Genomic DNA, 20,343 nt, shown 5'->3' on the forward strand with positions numbered 1-20,343 from the left:
CAGCCTTCGGCAGCTCCTACAGGAAAATGCGTATCCCCGTGTAGGAGCTGCCGAAGGCTGCGATCTTTTGATCTGAATGTCACCACATATCCATAAGCTGCCTGCTAAGGTTGGCAAGCCCGTCTTCGCAACGGATAATGCCCAGTTTTTCCACCCGCGCATCGATGCGCCCGCCGCGCTTGCGGTCGAAAGAGAAGACCATGAAAGACACCATTCGCCAGCTGATCCAACAAGCCCTCACCCAACTCGTCAACGAAGGTGTGTTGCCTGAAGGCCTGTCGCCGGCGATTCAGGTGGAGAACGCCCGTGACAAGACTCACGGCGACTTCGCCAGCAACATCGCGATGATGCTGGCCAAGCCTGCGGGCATGAAGCCGCGCGATCTGGCGGAAAAAATCATCGCCGCACTGCCGGCTGACGAGAACGTCACCAAGGCCGAAATCGCTGGCCCGGGCTTCATCAACTTCTTCCAGAACACCCAGGCTTTGGCCTCGCGTCTCGACGCTGCATTGGCTGATGCCCATGTTGGCGTACGCAAGGCCGGCCCGGCGCAACGTACCGTGGTCGACCTGTCGGCACCGAACCTGGCCAAAGAAATGCACGTCGGCCACTTGCGCTCGACGATCATCGGCGACGGCGTGGCCCGCGTACTCGAATTCCTCGGCGACGAAGTGATCCGTCAGAACCACGTTGGCGACTGGGGTACCCAGTTCGGCATGCTGATGGCTTATTTGCAGGAAAACCCGATCACCAGCGACGAGCTGTCTGACCTGGAAAACTTCTACCGCGCCGCCAAACAGCGTTTCGATGAATCCGCAGAGTTTGCCGACCGCGCCCGTGGTCTGGTGGTCAAGCTGCAGGCCGGTGATGCCGAGTGCCTGGCGCTGTGGACCAAGTTCAAGGACATCTCGCTGTCGCACTGCCAGAAGATCTACGAACTGCTCAACGTCAAACTGACCATGGCCGACGTGATGGGCGAAAGCGCCTACAACGACGACCTGATCAACGTTGTAAACGACTTGAAAGCCGCTGGCATGTTGGTCGAGAGCAACGGCGCGCAGTGCGTGTTCCTCGACGAGTTCAAGAACGCCGACGGCGACCCGCTGCCGGTGATCATCGTCAAGGCTGACGGCGGTTACCTCTATGCCACCACTGACTTGGCCGCCGTGCGCTACCGCAGCGGCAAGCTGAAAGCTGATCGTGCGCTGTACTTCGTTGACCAGCGTCAGGCTCTGCACTTCCAGCAAGTGTTCGCCGTGGCGCGCAAGGCTGGGTTCGTCACCCATCCGATGGAAATGGAGCACATGGGCTTCGGCACCATGAACGGCGCCGACGGCCGTCCGTTCAAGACCCGTGACGGCGGCACCGTGAAGCTGATCGATCTGCTGACCGAAGCGCAGGAACGCGCCTACAACCTGGTGAAAGAGAAGAACCCGGAACTGGCCGAAGACGAACTACGCAACATCGCCAAAGTCGTCGGCATCGGCGCGGTGAAGTACGCCGACCTGTCGAAGCACCGCACCAGCGACTACAGCTTCAACTTCGACCTGATGCTGAACTTCGAAGGCAACACCGCGCCGTACCTGCTGTACGCCTACACCCGCGTCGCCGGTGTGTTCCGCAAACTGGGCAAGGACTTCAGCGAAGTCGATGGCCAGATCGTCCTGGAAGCCGCACATGAGCAAGAGCTGGCGGCGAAACTGGCGCAGTTCGGCGAAGTGCTGAACAACGTGTCCGACAAAGGCACGCCGCACATTCTCTGCACTTATCTGTACGACGTTGCCGGTCTGTTCTCCAGCTTCTACGAGAACTGCCCGATCCTCGCCGCCGAGACCCCGGCCCAGATGCAGAGCCGTCTGCGTCTGGCCGCGCTGACCGGTCGCACCCTCAAGCAAGGCCTGGAGCTGTTGGGTCTGGAAACTCTGGAGCGTATGTAAGTTGGCTGCCAAGAAAAAACCTGCACCCAAGCGTGGCGCCAGCCGTTACCAAGCTCCTGCGAAGCAACCGATTCCGGGCTGGCTGTGGATGGCCATCGGCCTGACGGTCGGCGCGTTCATCGTATTCCTGATGAAGCTCGAGCCGGGCAAGGGCAGCGACACGGTCAAGCGTGAGAAGGTCGAACAGGCACAACAGCAGAAAGCATCGAAGATCGCCGAGGCCAACAAGACCCCGCCGAGCCCGACGCAACCGGTGAAGCCGAAGTACGACTTCTACACCTTGCTGCCGGAATCGGAAGTGATCGTGCCGCCGGACGCCGTGCCAGAGAAGACTTTGCCGACGCCACAAGTGCCGGCCATCCCGACCACGCCGGTGACCCCGGCGGAAGCGGCGAAGATCGACACCGCGCGCGCTCAGGCAGCGTTGGCCGGGATTACCCCGCCGCCAGCACCGCCGGTGAGCAAAGCCGCGCCGGTGACCAAGTTCTTCTTGCAGGCCGGTTCGTTCCGCAAGGAAACCGATGCCGACAAGGTGCGTGCGCAGATCATTCTGCTCGGCCAGGCCGTAGCGGTTGAGTCGGGCACGGTGAAGGATGAAACCTGGTATCGCGTATTGGTCGGGCCGTTCAGCAACCGTGAACAGCTGACCACGGCACAGAAACAACTGGCCGGCGCCGGCTTCAGCAACCTGTTGTTACAACAACGCCAGAGCCGCTGACCCGCGAGCGATCGTTCCCACGCTCTGCGTGGGAACGCATCAAGGGACGCTCTGCGTCCCAGCGGTTAAGGGACGCGGAGCGTCCCGGGCTGCATTCCCACGCAGAGCGTGGGAACGATCAATCAACCACCCGCCGTTCGTCCCTGCGCACCCTCCCCGGTTGAAATCCTCTCCAGCACCCCCATATGAATGGGCATAAGGCACTTTCGCCCCGCTGTGTGGAGACTCTTCCCTTGACCACCATCGTTTCAGTCCGCCGTCACGGCAAAGTCGTCATGGGCGGCGACGGCCAGGTTTCTCTCGGCAATACCGTGATGAAAGGCAACGCGAAAAAAGTCCGTCGCCTGTACCACGGCCAGGTCATCGCCGGTTTTGCCGGTGCCACCGCTGACGCCTTTACCCTCTTCGAACGTTTCGAAGGCCAGCTTGAAAAACATCAGGGCCACCTGGTGCGCGCCGCTGTCGAACTCGCCAAAGAATGGCGCACCGACCGCTCCCTGAGCCGCTTGGAAGCCATGCTCGCTGTCGCCAACAAGGACGCCTCGTTGATCATCACTGGCAACGGTGACGTGGTCGAACCCGAAGATGGCCTGATCGCCATGGGTTCCGGCGGCGGTTACGCGCAGGCTGCGGCCAGTGCCCTGTTGAAAAAGACCGACCTGTCGGCCCGTGAAATCGTCGAAACCGCCCTCGGCATCGCCGGCGACATCTGTGTATTCACCAACCACACTCAGACCATTGAGGAGCAGGATCTCGCTGAATAAGCCTGACGCGGCCCTGTGCCACGGCTTGTTTCTGCTTGAGGACCGTCAATTACTATGTCCATGACTCCCCGCGAAATCGTCCACGAACTCAACCGCCACATCATCGGCCAGGACGATGCCAAGCGCGCCGTCGCGATTGCCCTGCGCAACCGCTGGCGCCGCATGCAGCTGCCTGAAGAGCTGCGCGTTGAAGTGACCCCGAAGAACATCCTGATGATCGGCCCGACCGGTGTCGGTAAAACCGAAATCGCCCGTCGTCTGGCGAAACTGGCCAACGCGCCGTTCATCAAAGTCGAAGCGACCAAGTTCACCGAAGTCGGCTACGTTGGCCGTGACGTCGAATCGATCATCCGTGATCTGGCCGACGCCGCGATCAAGATGCTCCGCGAGCAGGAAATGACCCGCGTTCGCCATCGCGCTGAAGACGCTGCCGAGGATCGTATCCTCGACGCATTGCTGCCGCCGGCGCGCATGGGCTTCAGCAATGAAGAAGCGCCGAGCAGCGATTCCAACACTCGCCAGCTGTTCCGCAAGCGCCTGCGCGAAGGTCAGCTGGATGACAAGGAAATCGAGATCGAAGTCGCTGAAGTCGCCGGCATCGAAATCGCCACGCCGCCTGGCATGGAAGAGATGACCAACCAGTTGCAGTCCTTGTTCGCCAACATGGGCAAGGGCAAAAAGAAAGCGCGCAAGCTCAAGGTCAAAGAAGCGCTGAAGCTGGTGCGCGACGAAGAAGCCGGGCGTCTGGTCAACGAAGAAGAGCTGAAGGCCAAAGCGCTGGAAGCGGTTGAACAGCACGGTATCGTGTTCATCGACGAAATCGACAAAGTCGCCAAGCGTGGCAACGTCGGCGGCGCCGATGTCTCCCGTGAAGGTGTACAGCGCGACCTGCTACCGCTGATCGAAGGCTGCACCGTCAACACCAAACTGGGCATGGTCAAGACCGACCACATCCTGTTCATCGCATCCGGCGCGTTCCACCTGAGCAAGCCGAGCGATCTGGTGCCGGAGCTGCAAGGTCGTCTGCCGATCCGCGTCGAACTCAAAGCGCTGAGCCCGTCGGACTTCGAACGTATCCTCAGCGAACCGCATGCCTCGCTCACCGAGCAATATTGCGCGCTGCTGAAAACCGAAGGTCTGAACATCCAGTTCCAGCCGGAAGGCATCAAGCGTCTGGCGGAGATCGCCTGGCAGGTCAACGAGAAGACCGAGAACATCGGTGCCCGTCGTCTGCACACGCTGCTTGAGCGTCTGCTGGAAGAGGTGTCGTTCAGCGCCGGCGATCTGGCCAGCACCCACGATGAGCAGCCGATTCTGATCGACGCCGAATACGTCAACAGCCACCTCGGCGAATTGGCGCAGAACGAAGACCTGTCCCGCTATATTCTGTAGAGCGGCAAGCTCCGAGCTGCAAGCGACAAGCTGCGGGCTGAGTTAAGCTTGCAGCTTGTTGCTTGTAGCTCAGGGCTGTTTTTATGATTCCCACCGACATCAAACTGCACAAAGCCTCGAAAACCCTGACGCTCACCTACGCGTCCGGCGAGGAATACACCCTGCCCGCCGAATTCCTGCGCGTGCATTCCCCCTCCGCCGAGGTCCAGGGCCACGGCAAACCGATCCTGCAATTCGGCAAGCTCAACGTCGGTCTGAGCAAGCTGGAACCGGCCGGTCACTACGCACTGAAACTGACCTTCGACGACGGTCACGACAGCGGCTTGTTCACCTGGGATTATCTCTACGAGCTGGGGCGACGTCATGACGCACTCTGGGCCGATTATCTGGCCGAGCTCAAAGCTGCCGGAAAAACCCGCGACCCGAACGAGTCCATCGTCAAGCTGATGCTCTAGCCCGAGCCTTGCGCTCATTAGAGGGCATTTTCTAAATTCATCTGTTTGAATGCTCTGCTGTGTGGCCGAGGATCGGCCTGCTTGCGAAAAAAATTAAACTCGGGTAACCAATGGAGCTGGCAAGTTCCCTGCAATGCTCTACGACTGTAAAGCAGCTATGCAGAATTAACGGTCACCCGAGCAGTAGTACCTGGCATTGGCTGTGGAACTGCACAGCAGAAAACCGGGTACTCGTCTCAGGACAATGGAGCGTCGTAGATGAGTAACAAGAATAACGATGACCTGAAGTACCAAGCCTCGGAAAACACCCTGGGGCTTAATCCCGTCGTTGGGCTACGCGGAAAGGATCTGCTGGCCTCTGCTCGTATGGTGCTGAAACAGGCCATCAGACAACCGATCCATAGCGTCAAGCACGTCACCCATTTCGGCCTCGAACTGAAGAACGTGTTGTTCGGCAAATCCGAACTGCAACCGGCAGGCGATGACCGTCGCTTCGCTGATCCTGCGTGGAGCCAGAACCCGCTCTACAAACGCTATCTGCAAACTTACCTGGCGTGGCGCAAGGAACTCCATGCCTGGATCGATGACAGCAGCCTGTCACCCAAGGACATTGCCCGCGGCCACTTCGTCATCAACCTGATGACCGAAGCCATGGCCCCGACCAACACTGCTGCCAACCCGGCCGCGGTAAAACGCTTTTTTGAAACCGGCGGCAAAAGCCTGCTCGATGGCCTCTCGCATCTGGCCAAGGATCTGGTACACAACGGCGGCATGCCGAGCCAGGTAAACATGGGCGCGTTCGAGGTCGGCAAGAGCCTCGGTGTCACCGAAGGCGCGGTGGTGTTTCGCAACGACGTGCTGGAGCTGATCCAGTACAAGCCGATCACCGAGCAAGTCCACGAGCGTCCATTGCTGGTGGTGCCGCCGCAGATCAACAAGTTCTACGTATTCGATTTGAGCCCGGACAAGAGTCTGGCGCGCTTCTGCCTGCGCAATAACGTGCAGACGTTCATCGTCAGCTGGCGCAACCCGACCAAGGCCCAGCGCGAGTGGGGCCTGTCGACTTATATCGACGCACTGAAAGAAGCGGTCGACGTGGTCACCGCGATCACCGGCAGCAAAGACGTGAACATGCTCGGCGCCTGCTCCGGCGGCATCACCTGCACCGCCCTGCTCGGCCACTACGCGGCGATCGGCGAGAAGAAGGTCAACGCCCTCACGCTGCTGGTCAGCGTGCTCGACACGACGCTGGACAGCGACGTCGCCCTGTTCGTCGACGAGCAGACCCTGGAGACCGCCAAGCGCCACTCGTATCAGGCCGGCGTGCTCGAAGGCAAAGACATGGCCAAGGTCTTCGCCTGGATGCGTCCCAACGACCTGATCTGGAACTACTGGGTCAACAACTACCTGCTCGGCAACGAGCCTCCGGTGTTCGACATCCTGTTCTGGAACAACGACACCACCCGGTTGCCAGCCGCGTTCCACGGCGACCTGATCGAGATGTTCAAAAACAACCCACTGATCCGCCCGAATGCACTGGAAGTGTGCGGCACGCCGATCGACCTCAAGCAGGTCACGGCCGACATCTTCTCGCTGGCCGGCACCAACGACCACATCACGCCGTGGAAGTCCTGCTACAAGTCGGCGCAGTTGTTCGGTGGCAAGGTGGAATTCGTGTTGTCGAGCAGCGGCCATATCCAGAGCATCCTGAATCCGCCAGGCAACCCGAAATCGCGTTACATGACCAGCGAAGAAGTGGCTGCCAATGCCGATGAATGGCAAGAGAACTCGACCAAGCACACCGACTCCTGGTGGCTGTACTGGCAGACGTGGCAGGCCGAGCGCTCGGGCAACCTGAAAAAGGCCCCGCTGAAACTGGGCAACAAGGCGTATCCGGCGGGTGAAGCCTCGCCGGGCACTTATGTACATGAAAGATAGCGGCAAGCCACAAGCTACAAGCCGCAAGCTGAGCAGGTTCTGCTTGAAGCTTGCGGCTTGTAGCTGCTCCACTCTAACCCGAAGGGCCTGAAGCATGCCGCAACCGTTCATATTCCGTACCGTCGATCTGGATGGCCAGACCCTCCGCACGGCGGTACGCCCCGGCAAGCCTCACTTGACGCCCTTGCTGATTTTCAACGGCATCGGCGCCAACCTGGAGCTGGTGTTTCCGTTTGTCGCGGCGCTGGACCCGGATCTGGAAGTGATCGCCTTCGACGTGCCCGGTGTCGGCGGTTCCTCGACGCCGAACCGGCCATATCGCTTTCCCGGCTTGGCCAAGCTGACGTCGCGGATGCTCGATTACCTCGACTACGGTCAGGTCAACGTCATTGGCGTGTCGTGGGGTGGCGCGCTCGCGCAGCAGTTCGCCTACGACTACCCCGAGCGCTGCAAGAAACTGGTGCTGGCGGCGACCGCGGCCGGTGCGGTGATGGTGCCGGGCAAACCGAAAGTGCTGTGGATGATGGCCAGTCCGCGGCGCTACATTCAGCCTTCCCACGTGATCCGTATCGCCCCGCTGATCTACGGCGGCTCGTTCCGCCGCGATCCGACCCTGGCCGCCAGCCACGCGGCTAAAGTCCGTTCGGCAGGCAAGCTGGGCTATTACTGGCAACTTTTCGCTGGCCTTGGCTGGACGAGTATTCATTGGCTGCACAAGATCCATCAGCCGACACTGGTGCTGGCCGGCGATGACGATCCGCTGATCCCGCTGATTAACATGCGCATGCTCGCCTGGCGTATTCCCAACGCCCAACTGCACATCATCGACGACGGTCATCTGTTCCTGATTACTCGCGCTGAAGCGGTGGCGCCGATCATCATGAAATTCCTCCAGGAGGAACGTCAGCGCGCGGTGATGCACCCGCATCCGACACCGCTGGGCGGTTAACCCCGGCGGCAGGCTTTATGCAGGCCTTTGGCAAAGAGTGCGCGGCAGGACGCCGCGCAGGCAGCAACCCGCAACAGCGTCTATGGTGTTCTGGTTCGGTGAGTTTGTTTTTGACCTGAAGACGAAGGAGTGTTGAGTCATGCGCGACAAACCAGCGACGGGCGTAGTGCCCAGCCCCGCCGTGTTCATCAACGCACAAAGTGCGATCACCGGCCTGCGTGGCCGGGACCTGATCTCGACCTTGCGCAGCGTCGCCGCCCATGGCCTGCGCAATCCGTTTCACAGTGCGAAGCACGCGTTGAAACTCGGCGGTCAATTGGGCCGCGTGCTGCTCGGCGAAACCCTGCACCCGACCAATCCCAACGACAGCCGTTTCGCCGATCCGGCATGGAGCCTCAATCCGTTTTACCGGCGCAGCCTGCAGGCCTATCTGGCCTGGCAGAAGCAGGTCAAAAGCTGGATCGATGAAAGCAACATGAGCCCGGACGATCGCGCCCGTGCGCACTTCGCCTTCACCCTGCTCAACGACGCCGTGGCGCCGTCCAACACCCTGCTCAATCCGCTGGCGGTCAAGGAGCTGTTCAACTCCGGCGGGCACAGCCTGGTGCGCGGCCTCAGCCATTTGTTCGATGACTTGCTGCACAACGATGGCCTGCCGCGCCAAGTGACCAAACAGGCTTTCGAGGTCGGCAAGACCGTCGCCACCACCACCGGTTCGGTGGTATTTCGCAACGAGATGCTGGAGCTGATCCAGTACAAACCGATGAGCGAAAAGCAGTACGCCAAGCCGCTGCTGGTGGTGCCACCGCAAATCAACAAGTACTACATTTTCGACCTCAGCCCACACAACAGCTTCGTCCAGTACGCACTGAAGAATGGCCTGCAAACGTTCATGATCAGTTGGCGCAACCCGGATGTACGCCATCGCGAATGGGGCCTGTCGACCTACGTCGAAGCGGTGGAAGAAGCGATGAACATCTGCCGGGCGATCACCGGCGCCCGCGAGGTCAACCTGATGGGCGCCTGCGCCGGCGGCCTGACCATCGCCGCCCTGCAAGGCCATTTGCAGGCCAAGCGGCAACTGCGCCGGGTCTCCAGCGCGACCTATCTGGTCAGCCTGCTCGACAGCCAGATCGAAACCCCGGCCACGCTGTTCGCCGACGAACAAACCCTCGAAGCCGCCAAGCGCCGTTCCTATCAGAAAGGCGTGCTCGACGGTCGCGACATGGCCAGGATCTTCGCCTGGATGCGCCCCAATGATTTGATCTGGAGCTACTTCGTCAACAACTACCTGTTGGGCAAAGAGCCACCGGCCTTCGACATCCTCTACTGGAACAACGACAACACCCGCCTGCCGGCGGCATTTCACGGTGACCTGCTGGACTTCTTCAAGCACAACCCACTGACCCATCCGGGTGGTCTGGAGGTTTGCGGCACGCCCATCGATCTGCAGAAAGTCACTGTCGACAGCTTCAGCGTCGCCGGCATGAACGACCACATCACCCCGTGGGATGCGGTGTATCGCTCGACCCTGCTACTCGGTGGCGAGCGGCGTTTCGTGCTGTCCAACAGCGGCCATGTGCAGAGCATCCTCAACCCACCAAGCAACGCGAAAGCCGCGTACGTCGAAAACGGCAAGATGAGCAGCGACCCGCGCGCCTGGTATTACGACGGCAAGCACGTCGATGGCAGTTGGTGGCCGCAGTGGCTGGAATGGATTCAACAGCGCTCCGGCGCCCAGCACGAAACCTCGTTCACCCTTGGCAACCCGAACTATCCACCGATGGAGGCAGCGCCCGGTACTTACGTGCGTGTGCGCTGACGCTTAACCGAACTTTTCTAAGAAGACTGGATGAAAACCCGCGACCGGATTCTCGAATGTGCTCTGCAATTGTTCAACGAAAAGGGCGAGCCGAACGTCTCCACCATGGAGGTCGCCAACGAAATGGGCATCAGCCCGGGCAACCTCTACTACCACTTCCACGGCAAGGAACCGCTGATTCTCGGGTTGTTCGAACGCTTCCAGAATGAACTGGCGCCACTGCTCGATCCGCCGTCGGATGTGGAATTGGCGCCGGAGGATTACTGGCTGTTTTTGCATTTGATCGTCGAGCGGCTGGCGCAGTACCGCTTCCTGTTTCAGGACCTGTCGAACCTGGCGGGGCGGCTGCCGAAACTGGCCAAGGGCATTCGACATTTGCTCAATGCGCTGAAGCGCACGCTGGCGTCGTTGCTCGCGCGATTGAAGGCTGCGGGGCAGTTGGTCAGTGATACGCAGGCGTTGGGGCAGTTGGTGGAGCAGATCACCATGACGTTGCTGTTTTCGCTGGATTATCAGCGGATTCTGGATCGTGAGGGTGAGGTTCGTTTGGTCGTGTACCAGATCATGATGCTGGTGGCGCCGCACTTGCTGCCGCCGGTTAAAGTCGCCACGGAGCGGATGGCTCTTCAGTATCTTGAAGACCATGACTGAATCAAAAGCCCCTCACCCTAACCCTCTCCCAGAGGGAGAGGGGACTGATTGGGGGATGCTGTAGAAGTACGCCGACCTGACAGTGCGTTACCGAATCCATAATCGATAAGGTCTTTCAGGTCGGCGTATAGCGTGAGACACCTCGTTCGGTCCCCTCTCCCTCTGGGAGAGGGCTAGGGTGAGGGGCTGTTGGAATTCAGATACAAAAACGCCCGACCTTCACAGGCCGGGCGTTTTTTTTTGCCCTGAAGAATCAGGACTGACTGGTTGGCGTCGACGGCGTCGATGCAGCAGTCGGGGTAGCCACCGGAGTCGGTGCCGCGGCGGAGTTCGACGCGCTCACCGGAGCTGCCGGGGTGGCCGGCTTGGCGGCAGCAGGTGCTGCTGGCTTCGGCGCTGCGGCTTTCGGCGCGGCCGGTTTTTTCACTGCCGGTTTTTTCGCCGCAGCCGGTTTGGCTGCTGGCTTGGCAGCCGGTTTGGCGGCAGCGGTTTTCGCGGCTGGCTTGGCGGCTGGTTTCGCTGCAGTTTTGGCCGCAGGTTTTGCTGCCGGTTTGGCGGCGGCTTTGGCAGCAACCGGTTTGGCTGCAGCTTTAGCAGCTGGCTTGGCCGCTGCGGTTTTTGCTGCAGGCTTGGCCGCGGCTTTTGCAGCAGGTTTAGCTGCCGCTTTTGCCAGAGGCTTGGCAGCGGATTTTGCCGCTGGTTTGGCCGCCGCAGTTTTCGCTGCCGGTTTTGCCGCAGCGGTTTTCGCCGCCACAGGTTGAGCCTTCAGACCGGTGAGTTTTTCGATCTGTTTGGTCAGTGTGTCGACCTTGCTGTTGAGTGCCTTGACCTCATTGCGGCTCGGTACACCGAGGCGCGAGATCGCGCTGTTCAGGCGCTTGTCGAAAGCCCCTTCCAGCTCGTCCCACTTGCCCAGTGCGCGATCTTTCACGCCGCTGATGCGCGACTTGGCCGAGGAAGCAGAGTCCTTGGCGGCATCGACTTTTTTGCCGACTGCGGACTTGGTGAGCTTCTCGGCTTTCTCGCCGTCTTTGACCAATGTATCGAAGAGCTTGCTGCCGTCAGTGTCGATCTTCGAGTACACGCCTAAACCAGCCAGCCAGATTTTGCGGGAGTAGTCTTCGACTTTCCCGATCCACGAGCTGCCTTCTTTATCGGTGTTCTTTTTACCAGCCATCCCGTTCTCCTTAAGATTTACGCGCGACGCGTTCGAGCAATGCCGTCAGCTCATCGAGCTTAGCAGAGAGTGTCTCAACGTCATGTTTAGACGGAATGCCGATACGATTCAAGGCGCTTGCTACGCGGGAGTCGAATGCCTTCTCGACCTTGTCGAGTTGAACTTCGACACGACCTTTGAAAGAACTCACTTCGCTCTTGGCTTCATCGATCTCGGCGTTGGCCGCTTCGAGTTTTTCGGTGACGGCTTTTTTGCCTTTCTTTTCAACAGTTTGACCAGTCTTGATCAACTCTTGAAAGTAGTCGCTGCCCTCTTGGCCGACCTTGGCGTAGGCACCCAGGCCTGCCAGCCAGATCTTGCGGGCATAGGATTTGACGTCGCTCAGAGCAGAAGTCGAAGCGTCGATTTTTTTCTTCAAAATTACTTTGGCCATGGTGCACCTCACGCGCAGAAGGTTTGAGGAACTGCCCGGGAAAGTGTCGGGCTCAGGCACAAAGTAGGCAGAAAAATTAGAAACGGCACCCTAACAACTGACATAAAAGCTCGGGTGCACCACAAAATAAATGTAGGAGTGAGCCTGCTCGCGATAGCGGTGTATCAGTCAAAAAATGATGTCGACTGACAGACCGCTATCGCGAGCAGGCTCACTCCTACAAGGGATCGTGTTTCAGACCAAGGCTTTATCGAGGGCCTTCTCGATCTCGGCTTTGATCATGCCGCTCATGGCCGACATCATGATGCCCAGTTCCACGTCGACCTTGATCGAATCGTCCGCCACATGCACTGCGCCTTTCACGCCCGAGCGCTTGAGGTTCAGGGTGTCGCCGGACCATTGCGGCTCCAGGCCATATTGTTCGGAGAGTTTTTGCGCCAGTTTGTCGGCCTTCTCGCGGGCGGCTTCCTTGCCCAGGTTGTGGGCACGCTCAACAGTGATTTTGGCCATTGAATGACTCCTGCTTTATGAATAGGTCTCAGTAAATCTTGACCGCCGCTGCGGCAAATCGTCCCGAAGGTTGCCCATCTTACCTTTAGCCATTCCAAGACAAAGCATGGCTTGGGGATTAGAATGTCGCGCATTCTCTTTTGGTGACAGCGATATGACTGATCAGCGCAAAGGCAGCGATGCCGAACCCACCACTCACTTCGGCTTCAAAAACGTTCCGGAAAGCCAGAAAGCGGAAAAAGTCGCTGAGGTTTTCCACTCGGTAGCCGCCAAGTACGACCTGATGAATGACCTTCTGTCGGGCGGCATGCACCGTCTGTGGAAGCGTTTCGCGATCGAACTCTCGGGCGTGCGCAGCGGTAACCGCGTGCTGGACATCGCCGGCGGTACTGGTGACCTGACCAAAAAATTCTCGCACCTGGTCGGCCCGACCGGCCAAGTGGTGCTGGCCGACATCAACGAATCGATGCTCAAGGTCGGCCGTGATCGCCTGCTCGATCTGGGTGTCGCCGGCAACGTCGAGTTCGTTCAGGCGGACGCGGAAAAACTGCCGTTCCCGGACAATCATTTCGATTGCGTGACCATCGCCTTCGGCCTGCGCAACGTGACGCACAAAGAAGACGCCCTGCGCTCGATGCTGCGCGTGCTCAAGCCCGGCGGTCGTTTGCTGGTGCTGGAATTCTCCAAGCCGACCAACGCGCTGATGTCGAAAGCCTACGACGCTTACTCGTTCGCCTTCATGCCGCTGATGGGCAAGCTGATCACCAACGACTCGGAAAGCTATCGCTACCTGGCCGAATCGATCCGCATGCACCCGAATCAGGAAACCCTGAAGTCGATGATGGTCGACGCCGGTTTCGACCGCGTGACCTATCACAACATGACCGCAGGCATCGTCGCCCTGCACCGCGGCATCAAGCCCTGATGTTGCTCACCGGGCTGCTCGCCAGCGTTGAACTCGGCCTCAACCGGGTGCTGCGTCTCGACAGCACGGCGCTGCCGCGGCTGGCGCATTTGACCGGCAAGGTGATTGCCGTCGACTGCCGCAGCCCGGCGCTGCAACTGTTCATCCTGCCGAGCGACGAAGGTTTGATGCTGGCCTCGCACTGGGAAACCGGCGTCGACTGCACCCTGCGTGCGCCGGCCTCGAGCCTGATCAAACTGGCCGTGAGCAAAGACAAGACCGCGGTGTTGCACGCCCCGGAAGTCGAACTCGATGGCGACAGCGGCGTGCTGCTGGAGCTGGCCGGTGTGCTGCAGGACCTTGAGCTGGACTGGGAGTACGAACTCTCGCGCTGGCTCGGCCCGGTCGCCACGCAACTGGTCGGTGGCCATCTGCGCAGCCGCGCGCGCTGGTATCAACAAGGATTTGCCAGCCTCAACCAGAACCTCGCCGAATACCTCGCCGAAGAATCGCGCACCCTCGTCGGGCAGCGCGAAGCCGAAGCGCGGTTCAGCGAACTGGACCGGATCAAACTTGATCTGGAACGTCTCGAGGCGCGTTTCGAGCGCCTTTCCCGATCCCTCGACCCAAGCGATAACGCATGAAGCTGCTCGCCGTCCGCCGTCTGCTGCGCATCCAGTCTGTCGTGATCCGCTACCGCCTCGATGACCTGCTGTTCGATCTGCCGCTGCCCTGGTTTCTCCTGGCGCTGCGCTATGTGCTGCCGTGGCGCTGGTTCCCGCGCAAGCCGCTGGACCTGAGCCGGGGCGCGCGTCTGCGTCTGGCGTTGCAGGATCTCGGGCCGATCTTCATCAAGTTCGGGCAGATTCTTTCGACCCGCCGCGACCTGCTGCCGGAAGACATCGCCGATGAGCTGATGTTGTTGCAGGACCGCGTGCCGCCGTTCGATTCGCAGCTGTCGATCAAGCTGATCGAAGAACAGCTGGGCAAAAAAATCAGCGACGTGTTCAGCCGTTTCGACGTCGAACCGCTGGCTTCGGCTTCGGTGGCGCAGGTGCATGCCGCGCAGTTGAAAACCGGCGAAGAAGTCGTGGTCAAGGTGATCCGCCCGGGTCTGAAGCCGATCATCGCGCAGGATCTGGCGTGGCTGTTCATCCTCGCCCGCGCCGCCGAAAAGGTCTCGGCCGACGCGCGTCTGCTGCACCCGGTCGACGTGGTCCAGGACTACGAAAAAACCATCTACGACGAGCTCGATCTGCTGCGCGAGGCGGCCAACGCCAGCCAGTTGAAGCGCAACTTCGAAGGTTCGCCGCTGCTCTACGTGCCGCAGGTCTACTGGGACTGGTGCCGGCCGAAAGTGCTGGTGATGGAGCGCATCTACGGTATTCAGGTCACCGATCTGGCGACCCTCGCCGATCAGCGCACCGACATGAAAATGCTCGCCGAACGCGGTGTGGAGATTTTCTTCACCCAAGTGTTCCGCGACAGTTTCTTCCACGCCGACATGCACCCAGGCAACATCTTCGTCAGCACCGTCAATCCGTGGAGCCCGCAATACATCGCGATCGACTGCGGCATCGTCGGCAGCCTGACCCCGGAAGATCAGGATTATCTGGCGCGCAACCTGTTCGCGTTCTTCAAGCGTGACTACCGTCGTGTGGCGCAACTGCACATCGACTCGGGCTGGGTGCCGGCGGAAACCAAACTCAACGAATTCGAAGCGGCGATCCGTACCGTGTGCGAACCGATCTTCGAAAAACCGTTAAAAGATATTTCATTTGGCCAGGTGCTGATGCGCCTGTTCCAGACCGCGCGGCGCTTCAACATGGAAGTGCAGCCGCAACTGGTGCTGCTGCAAAAGACCTTGCTGAACATCGAAGGTCTTGGCCGTCAGCTGTATCCGGATCTGGATCTGTGGAACACCGCGCAGCCATTCCTCGAACGCTGGATGCGCGAGCGCGTCAGCCCGAAAGCCTTGCTGAGCAACGTGCAGAGCCAGTTCGAGCAACTGCCGCACCTGGCGAATATGGCCCGCGATCTGCTCGAACGCATGTCCCAGCCGCACGCCTACGACCCACCGCCGCCATGGCATAAACGCAAGGATGACTGGTTCCTGCGCCTGCTCGGTTGCGCGCATCTGGCCGGCGGGGTGATCCTCGCCATCGGTGGCCCATTGCACGAATTGGGGCATTGGCCGGCGGGAATCATGGTGGCAGTCGGCTTGTATCTGGTCGTTCGCCGATAGCACGAATCAGCTGCAAGTTATAAGCTGCGAGCTGCAAGCCTGACGATACTGGAACACCGCAATCTGCTTTTACTTGCAGCTTGAAGCTCAAAGCTTGTAGCTGCGTTTCGGGAATTGAAGATGAAAAACTGGCTGGACGAGATCAAGTGGGACGCTGATGGCCTGGTGCCGGCGATTGCCCAGGATCACAAGACCGGACGCGTGCTGATGATGGCCTGGATGAACCGCGAGGCGCTCGAACTGACCGCTGCGGAAAACCGTGCAATCTACTGGTCACGTTCCCGTGGCAAGCTGTGGCGCAAGGGCGAAGAGTCCGGCCATGTGCAGACGCTGCATGAGATGCGTCTGGACTGTGATGCTGACGTAATCATCCTGATGGTTGAACAGATCGGCGACATCGCTTGCCATACCGGCCGTCAAAGCTGCTTTTACCGCGTCTTCGAAAACGGCGACTGGAAGACAGTCGACCCGGTTCTGAAAGACCCGCACGCAATCTATTCCGCAGGACACAAACATGAGTGACACCCTGACCCGCCTCGCTCAGGTACTTGAAGAGCGCAAAGGCGCAGCCGCCGACAGCTCGTATGTGGCCAGTCTGTATCACAAGGGTTTGAACAAGATTCTGGAGAAAGTCGGCGAAGAGTCGGTCGAAACCATTATTGCCGCCAAGGATGCCGCGATCAGCGGCGACTGCAGCGATGTGATCTACGAGACCGCCGACCTGTGGTTCCACAGCATGGTCATGCTCGCCCAACTGGGACAGCATCCGCAGGCTGTGCTGGATGAACTGGATCGCCGCTTTGGCTTGTCCGGACACGTCGAGAAAGCCTCGCGTCCGTCCGCCTGAACAATTTTTCGAGAGGAACAGCAACATGGGCATTTTTGACTGGAAACACTGGATCGTCATTCTGGTTGTCGTGGTGCTGGTGTTCGGCACCAAGAAACTGAAAAACCTCGGCACCGACGTCGGCGAGTCGATCAAGGGCTTTCGCAAAGCCATGAACGACGACGAGAAACCGGCCGCTGATCCTACCGTGACGCCTGCGCAGCCAGTGCCACCGGTGCAGCCGCAAGCCACCGCTCAGGCCAACCCGCCGCACACCATCGACGTGCAGGCGCAGAAAGTCGAAGAGCCGATCCGCAAAGACGTGTGAGCACTGACTAATGTTTGGTATCAGCTTCTCTGAACTGCTGCTCGTCGGCCTCGTCGCCCTGCTGGTGCTGGGCCCCGAGCGTCTGCCGGGCGCTGCGCGCACTGCTGGCCTGTGGGTCGGTCGGCTGAAGCGCAGCTTCAACGCGATCAAACAGGAAGTTGAACGTGAAATCGGTGCCGACGAGATCCGTCGGCAACTGCACAACGAGCACATTCTGTCGCTGGAGCAAGAAGCGCGGAAGATTTTCAGCCCGGTTCAACAGGAACCGACGCCGGTTGAGCATGTGGGTCAGCAGACGATTCATGCGCCGACCGCGCCTGTTACGCCAGCACCGGCACCCGCTGCCGTTGTAACACCGACAGAGCCGGCGCCAGCCGCTGTGGAACAATCTGTTGAACACGTTGCGCCAAACGCCGCGCCGATCACACCAGCGCCACACGACACCACTTTGCCGCCGCGAGCCCCATGAGCGATCTCCCCGAAAACGACCAGCACATGCCGCTGGTTTCGCACCTCACCGAGTTGCGCACCCGTCTGCTGCGTTGCGTGGCGGCAATCTTCATCATCTTCGCCGGGCTGTTCGCCTTCACCCAGCAGATCTACACCTTCGTCTCGACGCCGCTGCGCCAGTACCTGCCAGTCGGCGCGACGATGATCGCCACTGACGTGTCGTCGCCGTTCCTGACGCCACTGAAGCTGACGATGATGGTTTCGCTGTTCCTCGCGATCCCGGTGATCCTGCATCAGATCTGGGGTTTTATCGCGCCGGGCCTGTACAAGCATGAGAAACGCATTGCAGTGCCGCTGCTGGTGTCGAGCATTCTGCTGTTCTATACCGGCATGGCGTTCGCCTATTACTTCGTGTTCCCGCTGATCTTCAAATTCTTCGCTGCAGCCACCCCGGCCGGCGTGGAAATGATGACCGACATCGCCAGTTACCTCGATTTCGTCATGACGCTGTTCTTCGCCTTCGGCGTGGCGTTCGAGATCCCGGTGGCCGTGGTGCTGCTGGTGTGGATCGGCGTCGTTGACGTCGCCTACCTGAAGAAAATCCGCCCGTACGTGATCATCGGCTGCTTCGTGGTCGGCATGATCCTGACGCCGCCGGACATCTTCTCGCAGACCCTGCTGGCTGTGCCGATGTGGATGCTGTTTGAAATCGGCATTCTGTTCGGTGGCTTGATCAGCAAGCGCGAACGTCCGGACGAGAACCCGGCCGACGACCACAACGACCAGCCGCCAGCGACCCAGGCATGAACCTGCTGTTGCTCGAAGAGGCCGATTTCATTGCGGCCGACCGCGTAGTGCTGCGTGATCGACGCCTGACCCATATGCAGGAAGTTCACCGTTCGGAAGTCGGTGACAGCCTGCGTGTTGGCCGGATCAACGGGCTGATGGGTTCGGCTGAGCTGCTGCGACTGGAAGCGGGTGAAGCCGAGCTGCGCGTCACTCTCGATCAGCCGCCACCGGCCAAACTGCCGTTGACTCTCGTGCTGGCGCTGCCGCGTCCGAAAATGCTCCGCCGGGTGTTTCAAACCGTGGCGACCATGGGCGTGTCGAAGGTAATTCTGGTCAACAGCTATCGGGTCGAGAAGAGTTTCTGGCAGACGCCGTTTCTTGAGCCTGAGGCGATTCGCGAAAATTTGATCCTCGGCCTCGAACAGGCGCGCGATACCGTGCTGCCGGAAATCATCATCGAAAAGCGCTTCAAGCCGTTTGTTGAGGATCGGCTGCCGGCGATTACCGAAGGCACCCTCGGTTTGGTCGGCCATCCCGGTAACTATCCACCGTGCCCACGCGCGCTCAGCGAACCAGTGACGCTGGCCATCGGCCCTGAAGGCGGCTGGATTCCCTACGAAATCGATCTGCTGGCCAAGTCCGGCCTGCAACCGGTGCAACTGGGCGAACGCATCCTGCGCGTCGAAACCGCCGTCACCGCCCTGCTCGCCCGGCTCTTCTAACCAAACACCGCTCCCCTGTAGGAGCTGCCGAAGGCTGCGATCTTTTGATGTTGTTTTAGAAGCAAGATCAAAAGATCGTAGCCTTCGGCAGCTCCTACATTGATACCGTGCGGTCCGGCGGATAAATGGTGTTACAGATTGCCATCACTCGGCCGATACCCTCTCCATAAGTCCAATTAGTGGTCGGGGAGTCGTCGCATGTACCGTTGGTTAGCCGAGAGTCTTGGAAACGTCAGCGTCAAACGCAAGCTGGGAATCGGTTTCGGCCTGGTGCTGTTGCTGACACTGTTGATCACCTTCACCGGCTGGACCGGCATGAGCGGCATCATCAGCCGTGGTGACAAACTCGGCTTTATCTCCAGCCTCAATGAGCTGACCAAGGACCTGCGCCTCGCGCGCATGGACTACGACATGCGTCGCGGCGAGCAGGGGCCGGGCACGGTTAACGAATTCCTGAGCAAACTCGAAAGCGGCCTGCAATCGGCACGCGGCATGATCGAGCAGCCGTCCGATGTGGCGATGGTCGATCAACAATTGGCGGCCGTGGCCGAATACAAGCGTGCCTTCGGCGAAATGACACAGGCCACCGTGCAACGTGAAGACGCACGCAGCAAACTAGGCGCCAATGCTGACAATGCCGTGTCCAAGGTCGGCGAGGTCGAGAGCGCACTACTGCAAGGCGACAGCGTCGCGCAATACAACGCGGTGATCGAACTGAGCAAACTGCTGCAGCAAGCGCGATATCAGGTGCGCGGTTACACCTACAGCGGCAAGGCCGATGCCGAGCAACCAGCCCTGACCGCGATCGACAATGCCCTGAAAAACCTCGAAAGCCTGCCGTCCCGCGTCCCAGATCAGCATATCGCCAACCTGCAGCAAGCCACCGACTCGCTTAAGGCTTACCGTGCAGCCGTGGCGCAATTCCGTGATTCTCAAGTAAAAAACGCTGCAGCACTGGCCAACATGTCTGCTCAGGGCGACATTTTGATCGCCGTCAGCAAGAAACTGACCGAATCGCAGACCGTGGTTCGCGACACTGACGCCGCACGCGCCAAGAACCTGCTGCTGATCGCCACCGCGCTGGCCGTGGCGTTCGGTCTGCTCGCCGCTTGGGCGATCACCCGCCAGATCATCATCCCGCTGAACCAGACCCTGAAAGTCGCCGAGCGCGTGGCCGCTGGCGACCTGACCCACAATCTGGTGTCTCTGCGCCGCGATGAGCTGGGCCAACTGCAACGCTCGATGCAGAGCATGACCCAAGGCCTGCGTGAACTGGTGGGCGGCATCAGCGATGGTGTCACCCAGATCGCCAGTGCTGCCGAAGAACTCTCGG

At 59.9% G+C, this 20,343-nt stretch carries 22 protein-coding genes and 1 pseudogene; 19 read left to right on the forward strand and 4 right to left on the reverse strand.

Features of this window, described 5'->3' with window-relative positions; translation table 11 throughout:
* Window positions 1–79: 79 nt before the first annotated feature.
* The gene (locus CKW17_RS30580; RefSeq protein ID WP_256579857.1) at window positions 80–202 is read right to left on the reverse strand and encodes a hypothetical protein; all 123 of its coding nucleotides are present in this window, start codon (window positions 200–202) and stop codon (window positions 80–82) included.
* Here CKW17_RS30580 and argS point away from each other — a divergent pair.
* The 9 genes from argS to CKW17_RS17110 all read left to right on the forward strand — a co-directional run bounded on the left by argS (window position 201) and on the right by CKW17_RS17110 (window position 10,626).
* Complete coding sequence (gene argS, locus CKW17_RS17070) at window positions 201–1,937, forward strand: arginine--tRNA ligase (RefSeq protein WP_095120729.1); 1,737 nt, start codon at window positions 201–203, stop codon at window positions 1,935–1,937. The genes CKW17_RS30580 and argS overlap by 2 nt on opposite strands.
* 1 nt (window position 1,938) lies before the next feature.
* Entirely contained in the window at window positions 1,939–2,655 is a 717-nt protein-coding gene (locus CKW17_RS17075; protein WP_007909385.1) for an SPOR domain-containing protein, read from the forward strand.
* 233 nt (window positions 2,656–2,888) lie between these two features.
* On the forward strand, window positions 2,889–3,419 hold the full coding sequence (gene hslV, locus CKW17_RS17080) for an ATP-dependent protease subunit HslV (RefSeq protein ID WP_016984593.1): 531 nt from the start codon (window positions 2,889–2,891) through the stop codon (window positions 3,417–3,419).
* A 54-nt stretch (window positions 3,420–3,473) separates the two neighbouring features.
* A complete protein-coding gene (gene hslU, locus CKW17_RS17085; protein WP_095120730.1) occupies window positions 3,474–4,811 on the forward strand; it encodes an ATP-dependent protease ATPase subunit HslU in 1,338 nt (445 codons plus the stop codon).
* An 83-nt stretch (window positions 4,812–4,894) separates the two neighbouring features.
* Window positions 4,895–5,266, forward strand: coding sequence for a gamma-butyrobetaine hydroxylase-like domain-containing protein (locus tag CKW17_RS17090; protein WP_095120731.1), 372 nt, complete (start codon window positions 4,895–4,897; stop codon window positions 5,264–5,266).
* Between the two features lie 258 nt (window positions 5,267–5,524).
* Complete coding sequence (phaC, locus tag CKW17_RS17095; protein ID WP_077570403.1) at window positions 5,525–7,204, forward strand: class II poly(R)-hydroxyalkanoic acid synthase; 1,680 nt, start codon at window positions 5,525–5,527, stop codon at window positions 7,202–7,204.
* A gap of 94 nt (window positions 7,205–7,298) precedes the next feature.
* The gene (phaZ, locus tag CKW17_RS17100; RefSeq protein WP_034152967.1) at window positions 7,299–8,153 is read left to right on the forward strand and encodes a poly(3-hydroxyalkanoate) depolymerase; all 855 of its coding nucleotides are present in this window, start codon (window positions 7,299–7,301) and stop codon (window positions 8,151–8,153) included.
* Window positions 8,154–8,292: 139 nt separating this feature from the next.
* Window positions 8,293–9,975, forward strand: coding sequence for a class II poly(R)-hydroxyalkanoic acid synthase (gene phaC, locus CKW17_RS17105; protein ID WP_095120732.1), 1,683 nt, complete (start codon window positions 8,293–8,295; stop codon window positions 9,973–9,975).
* A 30-nt stretch (window positions 9,976–10,005) separates the two neighbouring features.
* Window positions 10,006–10,626: a TetR/AcrR family transcriptional regulator gene (locus CKW17_RS17110; protein ID WP_038360043.1), complete on the forward strand. Its 621-nt coding sequence runs from the start codon at window positions 10,006–10,008 to the stop codon at window positions 10,624–10,626.
* Window positions 10,627–10,879: 253 nt separating this feature from the next.
* Here CKW17_RS17110 and CKW17_RS17115 read toward each other — a convergent pair whose 3' ends face one another.
* The 3 genes from CKW17_RS17115 to CKW17_RS17125 all read right to left on the reverse strand — a co-directional run bounded on the left by CKW17_RS17115 (window position 10,880) and on the right by CKW17_RS17125 (window position 12,746).
* A complete protein-coding gene (locus CKW17_RS17115; RefSeq protein WP_095120733.1) occupies window positions 10,880–11,803 on the reverse strand; it encodes a phasin family protein in 924 nt (307 codons plus the stop codon).
* A 10-nt stretch (window positions 11,804–11,813) separates the two neighbouring features.
* Window positions 11,814–12,236 carry a phasin family protein gene (locus tag CKW17_RS17120; protein WP_095120734.1) on the reverse strand — a complete coding sequence of 141 codons (423 nt, stop codon included), beginning with the start codon at window positions 12,234–12,236 and terminating at the stop codon, window positions 11,814–11,816.
* Between the two features lie 234 nt (window positions 12,237–12,470).
* Entirely contained in the window at window positions 12,471–12,746 is a 276-nt protein-coding gene (locus CKW17_RS17125; protein WP_077570393.1) for a polyhydroxyalkanoic acid system family protein, read from the reverse strand.
* 154 nt (window positions 12,747–12,900) lie between these two features.
* Here CKW17_RS17125 and ubiE point away from each other — a divergent pair, with 154 nt between their 5' ends.
* The 10 genes and pseudogenes from ubiE to CKW17_RS30775 form a co-directional block, all read left to right on the forward strand.
* The gene (ubiE, locus tag CKW17_RS17130; protein WP_008080626.1) at window positions 12,901–13,671 is read left to right on the forward strand and encodes a bifunctional demethylmenaquinone methyltransferase/2-methoxy-6-polyprenyl-1,4-benzoquinol methylase UbiE; all 771 of its coding nucleotides are present in this window, start codon (window positions 12,901–12,903) and stop codon (window positions 13,669–13,671) included.
* Window positions 13,671–14,294 carry an SCP2 domain-containing protein gene (locus CKW17_RS17135; RefSeq protein WP_007909360.1) on the forward strand — a complete coding sequence of 208 codons (624 nt, stop codon included), beginning with the start codon at window positions 13,671–13,673 and terminating at the stop codon, window positions 14,292–14,294. The genes ubiE and CKW17_RS17135 overlap by 1 nt, the downstream gene beginning before the upstream one ends.
* Window positions 14,291–15,895: a ubiquinone biosynthesis regulatory protein kinase UbiB gene (gene ubiB / locus CKW17_RS17140; protein ID WP_095120735.1), complete on the forward strand. Its 1,605-nt coding sequence runs from the start codon at window positions 14,291–14,293 to the stop codon at window positions 15,893–15,895. The genes CKW17_RS17135 and ubiB overlap by 4 nt, the downstream gene beginning before the upstream one ends.
* Window positions 15,896–16,015: 120 nt before the next feature.
* The gene (gene hisI / locus CKW17_RS17145; protein WP_007909357.1) at window positions 16,016–16,417 is read left to right on the forward strand and encodes a phosphoribosyl-AMP cyclohydrolase; all 402 of its coding nucleotides are present in this window, start codon (window positions 16,016–16,018) and stop codon (window positions 16,415–16,417) included.
* On the forward strand, window positions 16,410–16,742 hold the full coding sequence (locus CKW17_RS17150; RefSeq protein ID WP_003220849.1) for a phosphoribosyl-ATP diphosphatase: 333 nt from the start codon (window positions 16,410–16,412) through the stop codon (window positions 16,740–16,742). Before hisI ends, CKW17_RS17150 begins: the two co-directional genes overlap by 8 nt.
* Before the next feature lie 25 nt (window positions 16,743–16,767).
* Window positions 16,768–17,049, forward strand: coding sequence for a twin-arginine translocase TatA/TatE family subunit (locus CKW17_RS17155; protein ID WP_003220847.1), 282 nt, complete (start codon window positions 16,768–16,770; stop codon window positions 17,047–17,049).
* 10 nt (window positions 17,050–17,059) lie between these two features.
* The gene (gene tatB, locus CKW17_RS17160) at window positions 17,060–17,518 is read left to right on the forward strand and encodes a Sec-independent protein translocase protein TatB (RefSeq protein ID WP_095120736.1); all 459 of its coding nucleotides are present in this window, start codon (window positions 17,060–17,062) and stop codon (window positions 17,516–17,518) included.
* Window positions 17,515–18,306 carry a twin-arginine translocase subunit TatC gene (gene tatC, locus CKW17_RS17165; RefSeq protein ID WP_007909342.1) on the forward strand — a complete coding sequence of 264 codons (792 nt, stop codon included), beginning with the start codon at window positions 17,515–17,517 and terminating at the stop codon, window positions 18,304–18,306. Before tatB ends, tatC begins: the two co-directional genes overlap by 4 nt.
* On the forward strand, window positions 18,303–19,010 hold the full coding sequence (locus tag CKW17_RS17170; RefSeq protein ID WP_095120737.1) for a 16S rRNA (uracil(1498)-N(3))-methyltransferase: 708 nt from the start codon (window positions 18,303–18,305) through the stop codon (window positions 19,008–19,010). The genes tatC and CKW17_RS17170 overlap by 4 nt, the downstream gene beginning before the upstream one ends.
* Window positions 19,011–19,325: 315 nt before the next feature.
* A pseudogene (locus CKW17_RS30775) lies at window positions 19,326–20,270 on the forward strand (methyl-accepting chemotaxis protein); the annotation flags it as partial.
* Between the last annotated feature and the right edge of the window lie 73 nt (window positions 20,271–20,343).

This window comes from Pseudomonas sp. Irchel s3f10 (assembly GCF_900187515.1).
GTDB classification, from domain to species: domain Bacteria; phylum Pseudomonadota; class Gammaproteobacteria; order Pseudomonadales; family Pseudomonadaceae; genus Aquipseudomonas; species Aquipseudomonas tensinigenes.

Coding starts and splice junctions, on each gene's coding strand:
- argS (WP_095120729.1), top strand. CDS start 201: ATGAAAGACACCATTCGCCAGCTGATCCAACAAGCCCTCACCCAACTC.
- CKW17_RS30580 (WP_256579857.1), bottom strand. CDS start 202: ATGGTCTTCTCTTTCGACCGCAAGCGCGGCGGGCGCATCGATGCGCGG.
- hslU (WP_095120730.1), top strand. CDS start 3,474: ATGTCCATGACTCCCCGCGAAATCGTCCACGAACTCAACCGCCACATC.
- CKW17_RS17090 (WP_095120731.1), top strand. CDS start 4,895: ATGATTCCCACCGACATCAAACTGCACAAAGCCTCGAAAACCCTGACG.
- phaC (WP_077570403.1), top strand. CDS start 5,525: ATGAGTAACAAGAATAACGATGACCTGAAGTACCAAGCCTCGGAAAAC.
- phaZ (WP_034152967.1), top strand. CDS start 7,299: ATGCCGCAACCGTTCATATTCCGTACCGTCGATCTGGATGGCCAGACC.
- phaC (WP_095120732.1), top strand. CDS start 8,293: ATGCGCGACAAACCAGCGACGGGCGTAGTGCCCAGCCCCGCCGTGTTC.
- CKW17_RS17110 (WP_038360043.1), top strand. CDS start 10,006: ATGAAAACCCGCGACCGGATTCTCGAATGTGCTCTGCAATTGTTCAAC.
- CKW17_RS17115 (WP_095120733.1), bottom strand. CDS start 11,803: ATGGCTGGTAAAAAGAACACCGATAAAGAAGGCAGCTCGTGGATCGGG.
- CKW17_RS17120 (WP_095120734.1), bottom strand. CDS start 12,236: ATGGCCAAAGTAATTTTGAAGAAAAAAATCGACGCTTCGACTTCTGCT.
- CKW17_RS17125 (WP_077570393.1), bottom strand. CDS start 12,746: ATGGCCAAAATCACTGTTGAGCGTGCCCACAACCTGGGCAAGGAAGCC.
- ubiE (WP_008080626.1), top strand. CDS start 12,901: ATGACTGATCAGCGCAAAGGCAGCGATGCCGAACCCACCACTCACTTC.
- CKW17_RS17135 (WP_007909360.1), top strand. CDS start 13,671: ATGTTGCTCACCGGGCTGCTCGCCAGCGTTGAACTCGGCCTCAACCGG.
- ubiB (WP_095120735.1), top strand. CDS start 14,291: ATGAAGCTGCTCGCCGTCCGCCGTCTGCTGCGCATCCAGTCTGTCGTG.
- hisI (WP_007909357.1), top strand. CDS start 16,016: ATGAAAAACTGGCTGGACGAGATCAAGTGGGACGCTGATGGCCTGGTG.
- CKW17_RS17150 (WP_003220849.1), top strand. CDS start 16,410: ATGAGTGACACCCTGACCCGCCTCGCTCAGGTACTTGAAGAGCGCAAA.
- CKW17_RS17155 (WP_003220847.1), top strand. CDS start 16,768: ATGGGCATTTTTGACTGGAAACACTGGATCGTCATTCTGGTTGTCGTG.
- tatB (WP_095120736.1), top strand. CDS start 17,060: ATGTTTGGTATCAGCTTCTCTGAACTGCTGCTCGTCGGCCTCGTCGCC.
- tatC (WP_007909342.1), top strand. CDS start 17,515: ATGAGCGATCTCCCCGAAAACGACCAGCACATGCCGCTGGTTTCGCAC.
- CKW17_RS17170 (WP_095120737.1), top strand. CDS start 18,303: ATGAACCTGCTGTTGCTCGAAGAGGCCGATTTCATTGCGGCCGACCGC.